16 protein-coding genes are annotated in these 19,493 nt (G+C 40.0%); 11 read left to right on the top strand and 5 right to left on the bottom strand.

From position 1 onward, the window contains the following. Positions 1–223 precede the first annotated feature (223 nt). Both dnaE and menA read right to left on the bottom strand, forming a co-directional pair. Positions 224–3,745, bottom strand: a complete 3,522-nt coding sequence (gene dnaE, locus DM558_RS14105; RefSeq protein ID WP_127164536.1) for a DNA polymerase III subunit alpha — start codon at positions 3,743–3,745, stop codon at positions 224–226. Positions 3,746–3,881: 136 nt separating this feature from the next. Further along, complete coding sequence (menA, locus tag DM558_RS14100; RefSeq protein WP_127164535.1) at positions 3,882–4,787, bottom strand: 1,4-dihydroxy-2-naphthoate octaprenyltransferase; 906 nt, start codon at positions 4,785–4,787, stop codon at positions 3,882–3,884. A gap of 168 nt (positions 4,788–4,955) precedes the next feature. On the opposite strand from menA, the gene gstA reads away from it, so the two are divergent. After that, positions 4,956–5,558, top strand: a complete 603-nt coding sequence (gene gstA, locus DM558_RS14095; protein ID WP_127164534.1) for a glutathione transferase GstA — start codon at positions 4,956–4,958, stop codon at positions 5,556–5,558. A gap of 50 nt (positions 5,559–5,608) precedes the next feature. Here gstA and pmbA read toward each other — a convergent pair whose 3' ends face one another. Next, entirely contained in the window at positions 5,609–6,955 is a 1,347-nt protein-coding gene (gene pmbA / locus DM558_RS14090) for a metalloprotease PmbA (RefSeq protein WP_127164533.1), read from the bottom strand. Between the two features lie 81 nt (positions 6,956–7,036). Between pmbA and yjgA the strand changes: the two genes are divergently transcribed. Continuing rightward, complete coding sequence (gene yjgA / locus DM558_RS14085) at positions 7,037–7,555, top strand: ribosome biogenesis factor YjgA (protein WP_109703936.1); 519 nt, start codon at positions 7,037–7,039, stop codon at positions 7,553–7,555. Positions 7,556–7,569: 14 nt separating this feature from the next. On the opposite strand, the gene tldD is transcribed toward yjgA, so the two are convergent. Further along, positions 7,570–9,012, bottom strand: a complete 1,443-nt coding sequence (gene tldD, locus DM558_RS14080) for a metalloprotease TldD (RefSeq protein WP_127164532.1) — start codon at positions 9,010–9,012, stop codon at positions 7,570–7,572. A 261-nt stretch (positions 9,013–9,273) separates the two neighbouring features. Here tldD and creB point away from each other — a divergent pair, with 261 nt between their 5' ends. The 6 genes from creB (at position 9,274) to fghA (ending at position 15,125) form a co-directional block, all read left to right on the top strand. Further along, positions 9,274–9,963 (top strand): two-component system response regulator CreB, encoded by a 690-nt coding sequence (gene creB, locus DM558_RS14075; protein ID WP_127164909.1) that lies wholly within the window; start codon positions 9,274–9,276, stop codon positions 9,961–9,963. Between the two features lie 13 nt (positions 9,964–9,976). Then, positions 9,977–11,398, top strand: a complete 1,422-nt coding sequence (creC, locus tag DM558_RS14070; RefSeq protein WP_127164531.1) for a two-component system sensor histidine kinase CreC — start codon at positions 9,977–9,979, stop codon at positions 11,396–11,398. A 104-nt stretch (positions 11,399–11,502) separates the two neighbouring features. Then, positions 11,503–12,858, top strand: a complete 1,356-nt coding sequence (gene creD, locus DM558_RS14065) for a cell envelope integrity protein CreD (protein WP_127164530.1) — start codon at positions 11,503–11,505, stop codon at positions 12,856–12,858. Next, a complete protein-coding gene (locus tag DM558_RS15685) occupies positions 12,851–12,988 on the top strand; it encodes a hypothetical protein (RefSeq protein WP_164731468.1) in 138 nt (45 codons plus the stop codon). The genes creD and DM558_RS15685 overlap by 8 nt, the downstream gene beginning before the upstream one ends. Before the next feature lie 163 nt (positions 12,989–13,151). Further along, the gene (locus DM558_RS14060; RefSeq protein WP_164731486.1) at positions 13,152–14,264 is read left to right on the top strand and encodes an S-(hydroxymethyl)glutathione dehydrogenase/class III alcohol dehydrogenase; all 1,113 of its coding nucleotides are present in this window, start codon (positions 13,152–13,154) and stop codon (positions 14,262–14,264) included. Positions 14,265–14,279: 15 nt separating this feature from the next. Further along, a complete protein-coding gene (fghA, locus tag DM558_RS14055; RefSeq protein ID WP_127164528.1) occupies positions 14,280–15,125 on the top strand; it encodes an S-formylglutathione hydrolase in 846 nt (281 codons plus the stop codon). 41 nt (positions 15,126–15,166) lie between these two features. On the opposite strand, the gene DM558_RS14050 is transcribed toward fghA, so the two are convergent. Continuing rightward, a complete protein-coding gene (locus DM558_RS14050) occupies positions 15,167–15,652 on the bottom strand; it encodes a GNAT family N-acetyltransferase (protein WP_127164527.1) in 486 nt (161 codons plus the stop codon). Between the two features lie 99 nt (positions 15,653–15,751). On the opposite strand from DM558_RS14050, the gene DM558_RS14045 reads away from it, so the two are divergent. The 3 genes from DM558_RS14045 (at position 15,752) to uvrC (ending at position 19,485) form a co-directional block, all read left to right on the top strand. Next, positions 15,752–17,104 carry an MFS transporter gene (locus DM558_RS14045; RefSeq protein ID WP_127164526.1) on the top strand — a complete coding sequence of 451 codons (1,353 nt, stop codon included), beginning with the start codon at positions 15,752–15,754 and terminating at the stop codon, positions 17,102–17,104. A 3-nt stretch (positions 17,105–17,107) separates the two neighbouring features. Then, positions 17,108–17,500 (top strand): YkgJ family cysteine cluster protein, encoded by a 393-nt coding sequence (locus DM558_RS14040; RefSeq protein ID WP_127164525.1) that lies wholly within the window; start codon positions 17,108–17,110, stop codon positions 17,498–17,500. 161 nt (positions 17,501–17,661) lie between these two features. After that, positions 17,662–19,485, top strand: coding sequence for an excinuclease ABC subunit UvrC (uvrC, locus tag DM558_RS14035; RefSeq protein WP_127164524.1), 1,824 nt, complete (start codon positions 17,662–17,664; stop codon positions 19,483–19,485). Positions 19,486–19,493 lie beyond the last annotated feature (8 nt).

The following is a 19,493-nucleotide window of genomic DNA, read 5'->3' as shown; positions in this document are numbered from 1 at the left end:
GTTATTTTTTATCTTAAAATAAGTGCAATAGTCCCTAAAGCTCTCAAATATTTATTATAGGTGGAAAATAATTTATATTACTAGGGGCTCTGTTAATATTAACATCAATGGAAATACAAGCTAAAACTATCAAGACATTAGGCAGGAAAATTCCTATTATACTAGCCTTTAAAATAATATCTCTACTAAACACGCTTATCCCCAAATCCTGTAACCTATATTTTTATCTATAATTAAGATAAACATTTTTCTTACCAAACTGATCCTTTAATATTTGTATTAATTGATCTGATGGTTTAACGTTGCAATTCTCACCCAGACGCAACACAGCCAATGCTGTACTATTTTGATAATCAATACATGCCGGACAAGTACCCTTATATTGCTGCAATAAATTACTTAACCATGTTAACTTATCTAATGCAAGTTGTTCACGTTGTATGACTATACGCAAGCTATCCGCCAAACTAATACGGGCATCAAGTAAACTATGGACTTTTCTAATCCTCAATCTCAATCCACCCGAAAAGTCATCATGACTCACCTCGCCTTCAACCACAACCATAGCATCTGTTTTCAATAACTCTTGGTACTCACTAAAAACATCCGCAAATAATGAAGCTTCGATTCTACCTGAGCGGTCATCTAGCACAATGAAACCCATTTTTTCGCCTTTTTTATTTTTCATAACGCGCATACTGACGATTAAACCTGCTACGGTCTGCGTATCTTTTGCTGGTTTCAAGTCAACGATGCGTTGTCGAGCGAACCTTCTAACCTCAACTTCATACTCATCAATTGGATGCCCAGTCAAATAAAGACCTAGCGTTTCTTTTTCACCTTTTAACCGCTCTTTAAGTGGGATTTCACGGGATTTTTTATAAGCCTGATAAACATCGCCTATTGAATTATCAACAAACAACTCGGCAAACAAATCCATATGACCGCTGTCTTCACTTCGCGCCTGCTGATCTGCTGCTTGAATTGCATCATCCATAGCCGCCACTAAAACGGCTCGATTTTTATCAACAGTCGCCTTATACGCACTTAACTCATCATTATAAAAAGGCCCTAAGCGATCAAAAGCACCCGAGCGAATTAACGCTTCCAAAGTACGTTTATTAATTTTCTTTAAATCAACGCGTTTACAAAAATCAAATAAGTCTTTAAATATACCATCTTCTCGCGCTTCAACAATTGCCTCTACAGGCCCCTCTCCTACTCCTTTAATAGCACCTAGTCCGTAGATAATACGCTGATCATCGCCCACAGTAAATTTAAACTCCGAGGCGTTCACATCAGGCGCATCAATACGCAATTTCATATTGCGGCACTCCTCGATCAGCGTAACCACTTTATCTGTATTATGCATATCCGAAGAAAGTACCGCCGCCATGAAAGGTGCAGGGTAATGCGTTTTCAACCAAGCCGTTTGATAAGAGACCAATCCGTAAGCAGCCGAGTGCGATTTGTTAAAACCATAGCCAGCAAACTTTTCAACTAAGTCAAAAATATTTCCTGCCAAATCTTTATCAATATTATTGTTAGCAGATCCCTCCAAGAAGACCGAACGCTGCTTTGCCATTTCCTCTGGCTTTTTCTTACCCATAGCTCGACGTAACATATCAGCGCCGCCAAGGGTATAGCCTGCCATGACCTGCGCAATTTGCATCACTTGCTCTTGATAAAGAATAATCCCATAAGTAGGAGATAACACAGGCCTCAAACTTTCCAACTGATAATCAGGATGGGGAAATGCTAACTCTGCACGTCCATGCTTGCGATTAATAAAATCATCCACCATCCCCGACTGCAAAGGCCCTGGTCGAAATAGTGCCACCAATGCAATAATATCTTCTAAGCAGTCAGGCTTTAATTTTTTGATTAACTCCTTCATCCCTCTGGATTCAAGCTGAAACACCGCAGTTGTTTCTGCACGCTGTAATAGCTTATAGGTATTTGCATCATCTAAAGGAATAAAGTTAATATCAAGAGGTGACTCTCCTTTTTTAGAGCGCTCTCTATTGATCGTTGCCATTGCCCAGTCGATAATTGTCAACGTTCTTAAACCTAGAAAGTCAAACTTCACAAGCCCCGCGGCTTCTACATCATCTTTATCATACTGGGTAACAAGGCTATGACCTTCTTCATCGCATTGCACAGGAGAGAAATCTGTCAACTTTGTCGGGGCAATAACTACGCCCCCTGCGTGCTTACCTGTATTTCGAGTAATACCTTCTAACTTAAGCGCCATTTCCCATATTTCGGCAGCTTCTTCGTCTGCGGCTAAGAAATTTCTAAGCGTCTCTTCTTGCTCATAGGCTTTTTCTAAAGTCATCCCTATTTCAAATGGAATCATTTTAGATAAACGATCAGCCAAACCGTAAGATTTCCCTTGAACACGTGCCACGTCACGCACAACAGCCTTAGCAGCCATTGAACCAAAGGTAATAATCTGGCTAACTGCATTGCGTCCATAGGTTTCTGCTACATAATCGATCACTCGATCACGCCCATCCATACAGAAATCCACGTCAAAGTCGGGCATGGATATCCGCTCAGGGTTTAAAAAACGTTCAAAAAGTAAGTCATACGCTAAAGGATCAAGATCAGTAATTTTTAACGAATAAGCAACCAACGACCCAGCACCAGACCCACGCCCAGGCCCAACAGGTACCCCATTTTTTTTAGCCCATTTGATAAAATCCATCACGATTAAGAAATAACCGGGAAACCCCATCTGAATAATAATATCCAGTTCAAACTTTAAACGATCTAAATAAACTTGTTTCTTTGTTTCATAGTCAGGCGTATCCAGTGGCAATATATGAGACAATCGTTCCTCAAGCCCATCCAAGGACTCTTTACGAAAGAAATCATCCATCGTCATCCCTTCGGGTATAGGATAATTAGGCAAGAAGTACTTCCCTAGTTGTACTTTTATATTGCAACGCTTAGCAATTTCTACCGTATTCTCTAATGCCTCTGGCAAATCGCTAAAAAGCTCTGCCATTTGCTCTGGTGTTTTTAAATATTGCTGACGGCTATAATTACGCGGTCTTTTAGAATCATCCAATACACGCCCTTCCCCAATACAAACGCGTGTTTCATGGGCTTCAAACTCTTCTTCTGTCAAAAACCTTACATCATTGGTTGCCACGAGAGGTACATTGTATTTTGTGGCCAATGTGACCGCCGCATGCAAATATTCTTCTTCGTAAGGGCGTTCGGTACGTTGAACCTCTATATAAAAACGGTCATTAAAATAGACTAACCAATCAGTTAATAGCTCATCCGCATCATTGGGGTTATTGGACAATAGTGCCTGTCCTAGTTCACCTTCACGAGCCCCTGACAAAACAATCAAACCTTCATTTGCCTGAATAAGCCACTCTTTCTCAATAATGACCATACCCTCATGCTGACCATTTTCATACCCTTGAGAAATCAATTCTGTCAGATTACGATAACCTTTTTCATTCATTACTAATAAGGTTAGTCGACTAACAGGGCCGTCAGGAAAACGACTAGCTAACCAAAGATCTGCACCACAAATCGGTTTGATGCCTGCTCCATTAGCAGCCTTGTAAAACTTAATTAATCCACATAAATTATTTTGATCTGTCACAGCAACAGCAGGCATATTCGCTTTTGCAACTGCTTTAATAAGTGGCTTGACTCTTACTAACCCATCAACTAATGAATATTCGGTATGAACGCGTAAATGAACAAAAGAAACAGGCATTACAAAATCCTAGAAAAAGAGGGAGCCAATAGCGACATGTTGATATATAAACAGCCCCACAAAAAAATTTATACAATAAAAACAACAAGATATTATTTAATTCTAAAGTAATTTAATACAGTAATTCCTTATCATATTACCCCAAAACCAAACCAATAGAAAATAAAGATAGCGTAAAAATATTTATCTTAATAGCAACGGCTAATTGTTTATGTAATTTAGCAGTTTCTCTATAATGGTAAACAGCATAACCATTCCAAAAATAGAGCGGTAGCGCTAATAAAAAGAGCCAGGCGTACCCATTATCTCTCGCATAAAAAAAAGCGAAACAGCTTAGAAAAGCTATACTTGCAACTAATAAGGCAAAATGGTAATAACGTGACCATAACACTCCCAATCTTACAGGGATTGTTCGTTTACCATAAAGCGCGTCACCATCAATATCCCGAATGTTATTCACATTTAAAACGATAACCGAAAGTAATCCTGCGGCAGTAGCAGGTAAAAAGCTATACATCCCCACATGATGAGTTTGCAGAAAAAAGCTTCCCATCACACTCGCGTAACCAAAAAAGAGTAATACAGAAAGATCCCCTAAGCCATAGTAACCATAAGCTTTATCACCAACCGTGTATAAAATTGCGGCAACCATTGATAACAAGCCTAGCATAATAAAAATAACAACATCTCTAAACGTATGACACGCCAAAATAATCAAAACGATACCGAACGCAATAGCGATAAGTCCTGTAAAAATAATAGCAAATTGCATTTGTTGAGGCGTGATGAGCCCTTCTTTTAACCCTCGTTCAGCACCAATGGTTTTATCTTTATCTGTACCTTTTACAACATCGCCATAATCGTTTGCCAAATTTGACATCACCTGTAAAGCTACGGCTGTTAATAATGAAAAAATAAAAATTGAGATATTTACTTTGTGGTCATATGCCATGGATAATGCATTGCCTGTGACAATGCCACAACAGGCTAAAGGTATCGTTTTAAGTCGTAAACTACTTACCCACACAGCTAACATTTTCATTTCAAGTTCAAATCCAATTAAAATACATATACTACAAATAAAATCATATTTTGATAAAAAATCATATAGACATTCATCTATGAAAGATGAACTATTCACTTTTTCACTACTCTGAATATAGATAAGTACTTATCTTCTCTCTCAATAAAAACCATCAGGAGTATGATTATGAAACTTTATTACAAATCAGGTGCATGCTCACTTTCCCCCCATATGGTGCTTTGTGAAGCATCCATTCATTTTGAATTAGTTCGTGTTGACCTCGCCACTAAAAAAACTGAACATGGGGAAGATTATTTAAAAATAAACCCTAAAGGGCAAGTTCCTGCATTGTTACTAGACACTGGAGATCTGCTCACAGAAGGCGTTGCAATTATTCAATATATTGCAAGTCGAGCTCCTGGAAAGGGATTAATGCCTCCACAAACGGACTTTAGCTACTTCAAAGCTATTGAATGGCTCAACTACATTGCAACTGAATTACACAAAGGCTTTGGGCCTTTATTTAACCCCAACTTTCCTGATAATTTAAAACAAGCAGCACGTCAGCAATTAGAGAAAAATTTCGCTTATGTTGATAGTCAACTCGATCACAAAGACTTTCTGCTGGGTGAGCATCTCAATGTTGCCGACTTTTATTTATATACCATCATCACATGGGCTAAAGCAATGACCCTAGATATTGCTTCACTCAATAATCTGGTACGTTTTATCAAAAACATGGAAGAGCGCCCATCTGTTAAAACAGCATTAGCCGAAGAAAAGAAGTAAGCATCAATAAACAAAAAGGAGGCTAAGCCTCCTTTTTGTTTACATACACATTACGCGCCAGCAATAGCCATCTTTTCGATTAATATCGATCCCGTTTTAATATTCCGACGAGCGTCCACATCATTCCCAATGTCTATGATCTGACTAAACATGTCTTTTAAATTCCCAGCAACGGTTATCTCTTGCACAGGATATTGAATCTCACCATTCTCCACCCAAAAACCAGCAGCGCCGCGAGAGTAATCACCAGTAACTAGATTAACACCACTCCCCATCAACTCAGTGATTAACAATCCCCTATCCATTTTCTTTAATAATCCTGTCAACCCACTCTGCCCATGAGATACAAACACATTATGACAACCACTAGCATTGGCCGTACTGGGTAAACCTAACTTGCGACCAGAATAAACACCTAGTAAATAAGTCATTAACTGACCTTGTGTTATGATGGATTTATCATAGGTCGCTAATCCGTCACCGTCGAAACTTGCACTATTTAGTGTTGCTTTGAGTCTTGGCTTTTCCTCTATATTTAACCAGTTGGGGAATAACTGCTTTCCTACTGCACCTTCTAAAAAGGAAGATTTACGATAAATACTACTGCCTGAAATAGCCCCTAATAAATGACCAAATAAACTTGCAGCAACATCGGTAGAAAAAATAACAGGTACTTCACACGTAGCAATAGATTTCGCCCCTAGTCGCCCAACCGTGCGTTGAGCGGCTTCTTGACCAATCGAAACTGGAGACGCTAACTTCTCACCTACCAAATTAACGTCATACCAATAATCACGTTGCATTTGTCCTTTATCTTCACCAATCATGATGCAACTCATACTATGGCTTGTCGAGGTGTATCCACCAATAAATCCATGGCTATTACCATATACTCTACAGCCTCGCCATGTGTTTAATGAAGTGCCATCTGCATTGGTAATGCGTTTATCCGTATCAAAAGCTGCCGCTTCACAAGCCAATAACTTTTCAATCGCTTGCGTAGGCGTTATATTCCAAGCAGAAAACAATTCAAGATCCGGCAAATCTTTTGCCATTAACTCAGGTTCTGCCAAACCTGCATATTCATCTTCAGACGTATGCTTTGCAATTTCAAGTGCTGCAGCAACTGTTTCATGAATAGCATTCACATCCGTTACCGTGGTACTGGCTGAACCCTTTCTTTTACCTGAGTAAACAGTAATACCAAAACCCTGATCCCTATTAAACTCTACCGTTTCTACTTCTTGTTGGCGCACAGTTACCGCCAAGCTTTGGCTTGTAGAGACTGAAACCTCACAGGCTGTAGCTCCTTGTTTTTTTGCTTCAAGTAAAATCTTTTGCACTTGCTCCTCTAATAAAGGAATTGTCTTGGGGCCTACAGAATTTTCAGTACTCATATCTTTCCTCATTTAAAAATTCTCATAATAAACAAGCGATCTGTTATCATAGTCGCCACTATTTACTATGAGTTTATAACTATGTCTGATACTTTTGATGATGCTTTTGAAGAAAAAAGCAAATCCCAAATCAAACGTGAAATGCATGCTCTTGTCGATTTAGGTAGAAAGCTTACGACCTTGAAAAAAGATCAACTGGCTTTATTACCTTTAACCGATATGCTTAGAAAAGCACTCGAAGATGCACCAAAACATAAATCTAATATCGCTAATAAGCGACATATGCAATACGTTGGTAAACTGTTAAGAGACCAAGATATTGACTTTATTCAATCATTTCTTGAGCAAATCGACAGTTCTAGCCGTGAATATAACGAACGCTTTCATGCCCTTGAACAGTGGCGCGACAAGTTGGTTACTGAAGGTGATGATGCGCTTACAGAGCTATTAAACCAATACCCCACAGCCGATCGCCAACATTTAAGACAACTGATACGATTAGCACAGCAAGAAGCAGCACAAGAAAAACCACCTGCGGCGGCTCGTAAAATTTTCAAATATATCCGCGAACTAGATGAAACCATTCGGGGACTAAGATAGTAGCACAACTACTATCATACCCCTGTTCCACCCACCGTAATAGCATCAATTTTTAATGTCGGCTGACCAACACCTACGGGAACTGATTGGCCATCTTTACCACACATACCAACACCACTATCTAGCGAAAGATCATTACCCACCATGGATACTTGATTCATGACATCAGGGCCGTTACCAATGAGCATCGCACCTTTAATCGGTGCCGTTAACTTTCCATCTTCAATCAAATAAGCTTCACTGCTTGAGAATACAAACTTACCACTGGTAATATCTACTTGCCCACCACCTAAGCTGGCACAGTAGATACCTTTTTTAACAGAACGAATGATTTCTTCAGGATCACTTTCACCCGCCAACATATAAGTATTAGTCATACGAGGCATTGGTAGATAGGCATAAGACTCTCTTCGGCCATTACCTGTAGGCTTTTGATTCATTAAACGAGCATTGAGTTTATCTTGCATATAACCTTTTAAAATGCCATTCTCAATGAGCGTAGTACACTCTGTTAGCGTACCCTCATCATCTACAGCTAAAGAACCTCGACGATTAGCAAGGGTTCCATCATCCACAATCGTACAAAGTGAAGAGGCCACCTTTTCGCCGATACGCCCGCTGTAGGCCGAGCTACCTTTGCGATTAAAATCACCCTCTAATCCATGTCCAACGGCCTCATGCAGTAATACACCTGACCAACCAGAACCAAGGACTACAGGTAACGTACCCGCTGGCGCAGGCACGGCTTCTAAATTCACTAACGCTTGGCGTACTGCCTCACGAGCATAACTCATCGCTCGATCTTCTGTTAAAAAATAACTGTAATCATAACGACCGCCACCGCCATGGCTACCACTTTCACGACGACCGCTTTGCTCCACAATAACACCCACATTAAAACGGACTAATGGGCGGATATCAGCCGCTAAATCGCCATCACTAGAAGCCACTAAAATGTGTTCCCATAACCCCGTCAGACTCACAGTCACCTGCTGAATTCTGGGATCAATTGCTCTCACAGCCTGATCTATTTGTTTAAGCAATGCAACTTTCTCTTCTCTTGCGACAACCTCTAAAGGATTTCTTGCTTGATAAAGAGAATTAGCAGGGATATGGCTAAATGCTTGCACTCGTCCTGTTTTACCACTACTTACAATAGACTTTGCAGCAGTAGCAGCCTGAATTAAAGCCTCTTTAGTCAATGTATTACTGTATGCAAAGCCTGTTTTCTCCATCGCCAAAGAGCGGATACCCACCCCCTGATCCACGCTAAAGGTTCCTTGTTTAACAATACCATCTTCCAAAGACCAACTCTCTAAAACAGCATGCTGAAAATATAAATCAGCTGTATCAATACCATTTCCAACGGCCACACTTAAAATGCTAGGAAGCATTTCAATATCAAGCCCATTAGGCGCTAGCAGTTGTTGACTAGCCGCCGTTAACAGATCTGTCATATACTCTCCAAATGATAAGTGACTACGACCAGCCACTTATTTAATAAGACGTGCATCTTATTACAATAAAAATGCTTTTAAAAATTATACCACAAGCTATTATTATAAAATTTCATCGACCTTTAATAAGCCATCTATCGCAACGCGAACAGTAACTCTTAATAATAAGGCAAGAACGATAAGCACATCACGCAAATCACACTGATTATGATAAACTAAATGTCAAATATCTCTGTAGCCATGTACCCTAGGTTGACTGAAATGCCTAAAATATTAATCATTGAAGATGAAACCGCTATTGCCGACACACTACTCTACTCACTTCAAACTGAAGGATTCGATTGCACTTGGTTATCTCTAGGCAGTGAAGCAATAGAGCGACAAAAACAAAGCCCTGCAGATTTATGGATACTGGACGTAGGTCTTCCTGATTTAAATGGTTTTGAAGTATGCCGCCAACTTCGAAAGTTCTCTGATGTGCCCGTTATTTTCTTAACCGCAAGAGACAATGAAATAGACCGTATTGTTGGCTTAGAAATCGGTGCAGATGACTATGTTAGCAAACCCTTTAGTCCTAGAGAAATAGCGGCAAGAGTACGCGCTATTTTAAAAAGAACTACGATGCAAACAACCAAAGCCAATCCATCCGAAATCAAGGACATTGGATTATTTGTCATTGATGACATCGGCTGCACTATTTCTTTGCAAGGCAACTCACTCAACCTCACACGTCATGAATTTAACTTATTGTCCTGTTTACTCTCACAACCCAAGCGCGTCTTCAGTCGAGAACAACTTCTTGACGCACTAGGTATCTCTATTGATGCAGGTTATGAACGAAATATCGATAGCCACATCAAAGCATTAAGAGCAAAAGTTAGAGAAATAAATAGCAGTCTTGAGGTCATCCGTACTCACCGCGGTTTTGGTTATAGCTATGACCCCTCCTAACGAGTAAATAATAATGGCCTTAGCAAAACGTATTTTTTTATTTTATTTCCTCTTTGTTGCGCTTTGTGGCTATTTTATGGTGAACTTATTTTCTAACCAAATTTATCCTAGCATTCGCCAAACAACAGAAGAAACATTGGTCGACACAGCCAATCTTTTAGCAGAGCTTGTAAGCAATGATATGGCACAGGGTAAAATAGACCAACATTATTTACAAAATCTTATCTCAACTTATCAGAAACGCGACCCTAATGCATCCATCTGGGGGGTAGACAAAAAATCTATAGCATTACGTGTTTATATCACCAACGATCAAGGAATTGTTGTATTTGATTCGACAGGTAAACATGTTGGTGCTGACTTCTCACAATGGCGTGACGTTTACTTAACGTTGCGCCATAAGTATGGAGCAAGATCAACGCAAGAAGACCCCAATGATGAAAAGTCTACCGTCATGTACATTGCGGCCCCCATCAAAGCCAATAACCAAATTATTGGTGTATTAACTGTTGGTAAACCCAATGTCACCACCAATCCTTATATTGCCAAAGCAGAATCGCGTCTTTTATTTTTTGGTGTCATTCTGTTACTGATTAGCCTTGCGGTGGGTGCTTTATTATCATGGTGGTTGGGAGCCTCATTACGCCGCCTAACCTTATATGCTAATGCAGTGAGCAAAGGTGAAAAAATTAAAGCGCCCCTATTTTATGGAGGCGAACTGACTCAACTAGCAAAAGCTTTAGATAAAATGCGTAGCGAGCTTGATGGTAAACAATACGTCGAACGTTATGTTCATACATTAACCCATGAACTAAAAAGTCCACTCGCCGCTATTAGAGGGGCTAGCGAACTACTACAACAAGACATGCCCCCTGATAAAAGAAATCACTTTATTAAAAATATTGATAGTGAAAGTGAGCGCTTACAACAACTTGCAGATCGTTTACTTAATCTTAGTATGGTTGAGCAACGGCAAACATTACAAGACATTACCCGTATTGAACTTTTACCTCTGGTACAAAAATTACTTGAAGGTAAATCATCTCAGATCACCCAGCAAGGTATTGAAGTACAAGTAGCCATTAATAAAAACCATTGCATTGAAGGGGAGCTTTTTTTAGTGGAGCAAGCCCTATCTAACCTACTAGACAATGCCCTCGACTTCACACCTGAATACGGTACGATCCATATATCAACACAACAAACAGATCAGACGCTTGAGATTAAATTCTACAATCAAGCTGACCCTATCCCCAACTATGCCATTCAACGTTTATGTGAACGCTTCTACTCTTTACCCCGTAAAAAAACGGGGCGAAAAAGTACAGGGCTTGGGCTTAATTTTGTGCAAGAGGTTGCCTTGCTTCATCAAGGAAAACTTAGCATTACCAATCATAAAGAAGGGGTACTCGTGACACTCACATTTCCTCATTAAATATTTCTTGCTTAATAAGAACCATACAAACTCCATATTTACTTCATAAAAACTCCACATTCAACCTAAATAATAGGCCATCAATTATTTAAGGAGTTTTTATCATGCAACGGCAGCTCATTTTTAAAATAGTCGCTATCTTTATTTTGATCCTTTTATTACTTATTCCTATTAATATGGTGAATTCTCTGGTTTATGAGCGGATGTCTCTTCGTAACGACGTGGTGAGCGAGATCGCAAACAGTTACTCTAAAAGCCAACAAATCAAAGGCCCTGTGCTGATTATCCCTTACAGCAAACTCAGCTATAACACAGAAGATAAAAAATATTATCAACGCAAAGGTACTCTTTACTTCCTTCCTGAACAATTAAATATGACAGGATATTTAACTGTAGAAAAGCGTAGCCGCGGTATTTATGAAGCACGTGTTTATAACAGTAAAAATAAAATGACAGGGTCGTTTGATATTCCCAAAGACTATGGCGTCAAAGAAAATCTAGAGGATTATCAATTCGGGCAACCTTTTTTGGCCATTGGTATTAGTGATACACGAGGTATAGGTAATCAATCCACCGTCATTTTTGATAACAAAACACTGTCAATAAAACCCGGTACAGCAGGGTCCAAATTAGGTTCAGGTATTCATGCTCAAGTCACGTTAACAGACGCAAAACTATCAGGTAATTTTCCTTTTGAAATACAGTTTGATTTAAAAGGTACATCAACATTTAACCTAATGCCTGTCGGTAAAGAGACCTCTGTAACAATAGACAGTAATTGGCCTCACCCAAGTTTTAGTGGTAGTTTCTTACCCATTTCTCACGACATCAAAAACGAAGGTTTTACAGCCACATGGCAAACTAATCTATTTGCAAGCGACATTGAAAACAAATTCAAAGACTGCCTCACTAACAAGCAGTGTTATTCACTTGAGAATACAAACTTTCAAGTAGGCTTAGTAGAACCTGTTGATCATTACTCAAAAACTAACCGCGCGATAAAATACGGTATTCTTTTTATTGGTTTAACATTCTTCGGGTTCTTTATTTTTGAAGTGGTCAGAAAGCTTGCCATTCACCCTATCCAATATTCTTTTGTGGGCATGTCATTAGCCATCTTTTTCTTACTGTTACTGTCTTTGTCAGAATACATTGGTTTTGCTCTGGCCTACTTATGTTCAGCAATTGCGTGTATATCCATCATCAGCTTTTATATCACTGGCATTTTAGAGAATAAAAAACAGGCCATTATTTTTACCTGCCTACTCAGCCTTATTTATCTCATGCTTTATGTGCTGCTCAATGCAGAAGAGTACAGCTTAATGATGGGAAGTATTTTAGTCTTCATGATTCTAAGTACTGCAATGATTGCGACCCGACGTCTAGACTGGTACCAAGTAACGACACAGAACCCACTGACTAAGTATACAAAACAATCAAAGGAGACTCACCATGAATAGGGGAATAAGACTTAAAGAAGATGCAAAATTGGCCATCGCCCTGCGAGAAAAACTAGAACAATGGTTAATTAATACTAAGCCTGCGCTTGAAAAACAGATGATTCTTCCTCTTGAGACGAAAAGAAAATAGTCATCTAATCAACAGATAATAGCGTGGTAAGGGGAGATGATAAAATATCTCCCTTTATTTTTATTCACTTTATGACACATTGCTAATTAGTTCATACGTCAAATAATCACTATAATGTATATAATTTACTTATAAAAAATACCTATAGGAATATGCTATGAAGATGATAAAGACAAAAGCAGCCATCGCTTGGGAACCTAATCAGCCCTTATCTATTGAAGAAGTCGATTTAATGCCACCCCAAAAAGGTGAAGTGCTTATTCGCATTGTCGCAACAGGTGTTTGCCATACAGATGCGTACACATTATCTGGGACTGATCCTGAGGGTATATTCCCTTCCATTTTAGGCCATGAAGGAGCAGGTATTGTTGAAGCTGTAGGTGAAGGCGTTACTAGCTTAAACGTCGGTGATCATGTTATTCCTCTCTACACACCAGAGTGCGGGAAATGTAAATTTTGCCTTTCAGGTAAAACAAATCTTTGCCAAGCCATTCGTACCACACAAGGTAAAGGGCTAATGCCTGATGGCACAACACGCTTTTTTAAAGAGGGTAAACCCATTTTCCATTACATGGGAACATCAACTTTTTCTGAATACACTGTTGTTCCCGAAATTGCAGTGGCAAAAATCAGCAAAGATGTACCCCTTGAAAAGGTGTGCTTACTAGGCTGCGGCATCACCACAGGTATGGGAGCTGTCACCAATACGGCTAAAGTAAAATCCGGCGATAGCGTTGCCGTATTTGGATTAGGCGGCATCGGGCTAGCGGTTATTATGGCAGCAAAAACAGTGGGAGCTAGTCGTATTATTGCCATTGATATCAACCCAGAGAAGTTTGATCTTGCCAAAAAATTAGGGGCTACTGACTGTATTAACCCTAAAGACTATGACAAACCTATTCAAGACGTCATCGTAGAACTCACTGATGGGGGTGTTGATTTTTCATTTGAGTGTATTGGTAATGTTAAAGTCATGCGCTCAGCCCTTGAATGCTGCCATAAAGGTTGGGGAGAATCTGTTATTATTGGCGTTGCTGGTGCTGGAGAAGAAATCGCCACCCGCCCTTTCCAACTAGTCACAGGTCGTGTTTGGCGTGGCTCTGCTTTTGGTGGGGTAAAAGGCCGTTCACAACTTCCTCTTATTGTAGAAGACTACCTTAAAGGTAAATTTAGTATCGATGACTTTATTACCCATGAGCTACCGCTCGAAGACATCAATAAAGCCTTTGATTTAATGCATGAAGGCAAATCAATTCGTACCGTCATTCGTTATTAATTATAGAGGTAAGCCATGAGCCTAGTAGAGCTAGAAAGCCATTTATCATTTGGTGGTCAACAAAAACGATTTAAGCATCTCTCATCCACACTTGATTGTGAGATGACTTTTTCAATCTATTTGCCCCCCAATCATGAAACCAATGCATACCCTATACTTTACTGGCTCTCAGGGCTTACGTGTACTGATGAAAACTTTTCAACCAAAGCAGGCGCGCAACAATGTGCCGCAAAGCTAGGTATTATTTTAGTTATTCCCGATACAAGCCCTCGCGGGGATTCAGTTGCTAATGACCCAAGCTATGACTTAGGCCAAGGCGCAGGCTTTTATATCAATGCAACCCAAGCACCTTGGCAACAGCATTACCATATGTTTGACTATATTAGTCAAGAGCTCCCAAAGCTCATCACCCAAAACTTCAATACCAATGGCAAACAATCTATTGCAGGCCATTCAATGGGAGGGCATGGTGCACTCATGCTTGCCCTGCGCCACCCCAAAACTTATTGTTCAGCCTCTGCCTTTGCACCGATTGTTAATCCCTCGCAAGTACCATGGGGACAGAAAGCATTCACCGCTTACTTAGGAAAAGATGCAACGCAGTGGCAACAGTACGACAGTTGTTATCTACTTCAGTATTATCAAGAAAAACAGTTTCCCATCTTAATTGATCAAGGAACAAATGATAGCTTTCTATCAGAACAGTTAAAACCCGACGTCTTAGCAAACATAGCAAAACAAAAAAAATGGCCACTTACATTACGGCTTCAAGCAGGCTATGACCATAGTTATTATTTTATTGCGAGCTTTATTGAAGAGCACTTAGCATTCCACGCTCACCATCTTAATAGCGAAGAATAAAGGATATGTGGGTATTTTAAATAATACCCACTGAAAAAGACTTAACTACCTAACTTTTGTAAAGCTTCGCCTGTTAAGCGATAAACTGTCCACTCACTTTGTGGTTTAGCTCCTAATGACTCATAAAAAGCAATAGCAGGTGCATTCCAATTCAACACACTCCACTCAAAACGTCCACATCCCTCACTCACCGCTATTTTTGCCAAATGAGTTAGAAGTTTCTTACCTACACCACTTCCACGCTCACTTTCTGCCACGTAGAGATCTTCTAAATAGAGCCCTTTTTTAGCAAGCCATGTTGAGTAATTGTAAAAATAAATAGCATAACCAATAATACGGCCTTGCTCATTTTCACAAATAATTGTTTTCGCAGTAGCCTCGTTTGAAAACAAAGAAGCAATGATGGTTTCTTTTGTTGCTAATACTTCATGCTCCGCTTTTTCATAAATAGCAAGCTCTCTAATCAGCCTTAAAATATCATCTGCATCATCCGCTTTCGCTTTTCTTATCACCACATCACAAGACATAACAAAACCTCCCTTCACCATAAACTTTTTAACCAGTACCTACTATACTATTGTAGAATAAGCCCTTTCAACAAAATACACTTACTAACTACTGATCTAATGACTAATAATCCTATTTATACATTTCCAGCCATTTACTTGGCTACCATGCTTATGTTAGCAGGCTCTGGTTTATTTACTACCTATCTTGGGTTAAGGCTCACTGCCGATGGTGTGAGTGAAATGATTATTGGGAGTTTAACCACCGCCTATTATGCAGGTTTAGTAGTCGGCGCTAAAATTGCCCATCGTCTTATTGCTAACTTTGGCCATATCCGCTCATATGTTGCCTGCGCAGGATTAGCCACTATTGCAACATTAGCCTATGTCATGATTGATAACTTAACTGTCTGGATCGCGTTACGCTTTGTATTAGGTATTGTGATGATGAACCAATACACCGTACTAGAAAGTTGGTTAAATGAACAAGCCGAAAATAATCAGCGTGGTTTAGCTTTTGCTGGTTATATGATTGCAACCGACTTAGGACTAATGCTTGGGCAAGGTTATTTACAACAGGTTCCTATCTTAGACTATAAACCACTTATCATGATTGCAATGTTGTTTGCAGCTTGTCTTATTCCTATTGCAATGACTCGCCGCGTTCACCCTGCAAAAATAGCCGCTGCCCCGTTGGAAATTGGTTTCTTTTGGAGCAAAGTTCCCCAAGCACTCGCAATGATCTTCCTCGTAGGCATCATGGTTGGATCATTTTATGGTCTTTCTGCTGTTTATGCCAGTAAGATGGGATTAGATACTTCTAATGCTAGTTTATTCGTCATGGTTTGTATCGCCGCGGGTTTTTTATCACAATGGCCTATGGGTTGGTTATCTGACCACTTTAACCGCCCTAAATTAATCCGTATTAATGCTCTTCTATTTGCAGTGTGTGTTATTCCACTCTGGGGTTTTTTTGATTTATCAACAACACTCATGATGAGTTGTGGCTTTTTAGGAGGTATTTTCTTATTTACTTTCTACCCATTAGCCATTGCTTTTGCCAATGACAACGTCGAGCAATCAAAGCGTGTTGCATTAAGTGCACTACTACTAGCAACCTACGGTATTGGCGCAAGTATTGGACCCATGCTGATTGGGGTACTCATGGAATACTTCAAACCGGGAGCTTACTATATTGCTAGTTCTATTGTTGCCACCTTGATTGCTATTTGTGTACGACCCAACAAAGTCAAATATGCAGAAGGCGAACCCGTACAACACGTTGTAGTTACAAGAACTGTTTCAACCATGGGTGCAACACTTGACCCACGCATTGATGAAGTACCTGAAGAACTTGTTGTCGAAGCGCCAGCGAACATTGGGCGCTCCGATGGTGCTGAAGATCCATCAAACAATGATAAGGAATCGGCACCTCCTCATGAAGGGGACTCTTCATCTGAACCAAAGCAATAGTATATGGCAAATAATCTAATTCCCGCGGCAGACCCTGACCGTTTAGAAACATGGGCTAAGTATCACAAAAGACTTTGTGATACTTGCCAAGCGACTTGTTGCCAATTACCTGTGGAAATAAAACTAGATGATTTAATTCGTCTTGGTATTTTAGATGATTTTGCGCGGGATGAACCCTTAAAGAATCTAGCGAAACAGCTTAAAAAGCAAGGCGTTATCGAACACTTTAATCAAAAGAAAGAGCTCTTTACTATCACACGGCTGGCGAATAATGATTGTTATTTTTTAGATACTAAAACCAGACGTTGTACTGTCTATACTAATAGACCCAATACCTGTAGAAATCATCCACAAATAGGCCCGAGGCCAAACTTTTGTGCCTATCGCCCCAAATAGCTTGATCTTTTTAACTGAACTTGAAAACGGCATAAAAAATCCCACATAGTTATAATCGATTAAAAGAGATAGAATACTCTCCAACTGTTTATGTTTAGATTGTGAGTAACAATACGCATGTGTTTGTACATTATTATAAGTAAACGTAGAGCATAAAAACCATGGCAGAGACATTTGATGCCAAAGCCTTTCTTAGCACCTGTAGTGTTCATCCAGGTGTGTACCGCATGTTTGATGACAAAGATCAGCTACTTTATATTGGTAAAGCAAAACACCTCAAAAAACGTTTAAGTAGCTATTTTAGACAAACAGGTCTTGCCCCTAAAACAGCCGCTCTCGTTTCTAAAATCTCTCGTATTGAAACCACCATCACGGCAAATGAAACAGAAGCTCTATTGCTTGAGCAAACGCTCATCAAAGAATATCGTCCACCCTATAATATTTTACTGCGTGATGATAAATCTTACCCTTATGCCTTTTTATCGACAGAAGATGAGTTCCCCCGCTTTAGTATTCACCGTGGGACTAAAAAACAAAAAGGGCGATATTTTGGTCCATACCCGAGTGTAGGCGCTATACGGGAAAGTTTAAATCTTTTACAAAAAGCGTTTAAGGTCAGACAATGTGAAAACAGCTACTTTAAAAACCGCACTCGACCTTGCCTACAATACCAAATCAAACGGTGTAAGGCCCCTTGCGTTAATCTTGTAACACACAGTGAATATGCGGAAGATGTTCGTCTCTCAACTTTATTTTTAGAAGGACGTAACCAAGAACTCACCCATGAATTAACAACACAAATGGATAACGCCTCACAAAGTCTCGACTTTGAAAAGGCCGCCGAGTTACGTGATCAAATCAGCCTTATCCGTCGCATTCAAGACCAACAAAGCATGGAAGGAGGTAATGGTGATGTTGATATTCTAGCCGGTATGATAAACCCAGGGGGGGCTTGTGTTTGCCTTATTACAGTGCGTAACGGGCGTGTCTTAGGTAGTAAAAACTTTTTCCCACAAGTTTCCATTGAAGAAGATACAGAAACAGTCTTGTACGCCTTCATCAGCCAATATTATTTAGGAAGCCCAGATCGAGACTTTCCTAAAGAATTGATTGTCAACGCATTACACGATGACTTTCCAGTACTTATTGGCGCAATAGCACAGGCCACACAACATGAGCTCATTATCAGCCAACACGTTCGAGGTACGCGTGCCAAATGGCAAAACCTTGCCATTACCAATGCAACGCAAGCATTAACCGCACGCTTAGCAAATCGTTTACACATGGCAGCACGTTTTGAGGTATTGGCAGAATCATTACAATTAGATGCCATACCAGAAAGACTCGAATGCTTTGATATTAGCCATTCTAGTGGTGAAGCCACGGTAGCATCCTGCGTTGTTTTTAACCAAGAAGGTCCTTTAAAATCGGACTATCGCCGCTTTAATATCGAAGGGGTGACCGCAGGGGATGATTACGCCGCTATGCATCAAGCCCTAACCAGACGCTTTAAAAAAGCCAAAGACGACGACGGCAAACTCCCCGACATTCTATTAGTCGATGGAGGGAAAGGTCAACTTCATATTGCACAACAAGTTATGCAAGAGTTACAGCTCGATTTAATGTTACTGGGCGTTGCAAAAGGAGTTACTCGTAAACCAGGGCTAGAAACCTTGTATTTAAACGATGCAGACCATGAGTTTACACTGCCAACGCACTCCCCAGCACTGCATCTTATTCAACAAATCCGTGATGAATCACACCGTTTTGCTATTACGGGGCATCGCAATCGACGTGATAAAGCGCGCCGAACATCGAAACTTGAAGGCATTGCAGGCGTCGGTGCTAAACGCCGTCGAGACCTTTTAAAACACTTTGGGGGATTACAAGAAATAAGTCGGGCAAGCCTAGATGAAATTGCCAAAGTACAGGGAATTAGCCGTAAACTAGCTGAACAAATTTACGACGCGCTACATAGCCATTAAAATAATTT

The organism is Entomomonas moraniae (assembly GCF_003991975.1).
Lineage (GTDB): Bacteria > Pseudomonadota > Gammaproteobacteria > Pseudomonadales > Pseudomonadaceae > Entomomonas > Entomomonas moraniae.
This window is presented reverse-complemented; position numbering and strand designations above follow the sequence as displayed.

What these genes read in the sequence shown, in the direction of transcription:
- yjgA (WP_109703936.1), top strand. Translation starts at nt 7,037, where the DNA reads ATGTCTGATACTTTTGATGATGCTTTTGAAGAAAAAAGCAAATCCCAA.
- fghA (WP_127164528.1), top strand. Translation starts at nt 14,280, where the DNA reads ATGAGCCTAGTAGAGCTAGAAAGCCATTTATCATTTGGTGGTCAACAA.
- DM558_RS14045 (WP_127164526.1), top strand. Translation starts at nt 15,752, where the DNA reads ATGACTAATAATCCTATTTATACATTTCCAGCCATTTACTTGGCTACC.
- menA (WP_127164535.1), bottom strand. Translation starts at nt 4,787, where the DNA reads ATGAAAATGTTAGCTGTGTGGGTAAGTAGTTTACGACTTAAAACGATA.
- DM558_RS15685 (WP_164731468.1), top strand. Translation starts at nt 12,851, where the DNA reads ATGAATAGGGGAATAAGACTTAAAGAAGATGCAAAATTGGCCATCGCC.
- gstA (WP_127164534.1), top strand. Translation starts at nt 4,956, where the DNA reads ATGAAACTTTATTACAAATCAGGTGCATGCTCACTTTCCCCCCATATG.
- creC (WP_127164531.1), top strand. Translation starts at nt 9,977, where the DNA reads ATGGCCTTAGCAAAACGTATTTTTTTATTTTATTTCCTCTTTGTTGCG.
- dnaE (WP_127164536.1), bottom strand. Translation starts at nt 3,745, where the DNA reads ATGCCTGTTTCTTTTGTTCATTTACGCGTTCATACCGAATATTCATTA.
- creD (WP_127164530.1), top strand. Translation starts at nt 11,503, where the DNA reads ATGCAACGGCAGCTCATTTTTAAAATAGTCGCTATCTTTATTTTGATC.
- DM558_RS14060 (WP_164731486.1), top strand. Translation starts at nt 13,152, where the DNA reads ATGATAAAGACAAAAGCAGCCATCGCTTGGGAACCTAATCAGCCCTTA.
- creB (WP_127164909.1), top strand. Translation starts at nt 9,274, where the DNA reads ATGCCTAAAATATTAATCATTGAAGATGAAACCGCTATTGCCGACACA.
- DM558_RS14040 (WP_127164525.1), top strand. Translation starts at nt 17,108, where the DNA reads ATGGCAAATAATCTAATTCCCGCGGCAGACCCTGACCGTTTAGAAACA.
- uvrC (WP_127164524.1), top strand. Translation starts at nt 17,662, where the DNA reads ATGGCAGAGACATTTGATGCCAAAGCCTTTCTTAGCACCTGTAGTGTT.
- tldD (WP_127164532.1), bottom strand. Translation starts at nt 9,012, where the DNA reads ATGACAGATCTGTTAACGGCGGCTAGTCAACAACTGCTAGCGCCTAAT.
- pmbA (WP_127164533.1), bottom strand. Translation starts at nt 6,955, where the DNA reads ATGAGTACTGAAAATTCTGTAGGCCCCAAGACAATTCCTTTATTAGAG.
- DM558_RS14050 (WP_127164527.1), bottom strand. Translation starts at nt 15,652, where the DNA reads ATGTCTTGTGATGTGGTGATAAGAAAAGCGAAAGCGGATGATGCAGAT.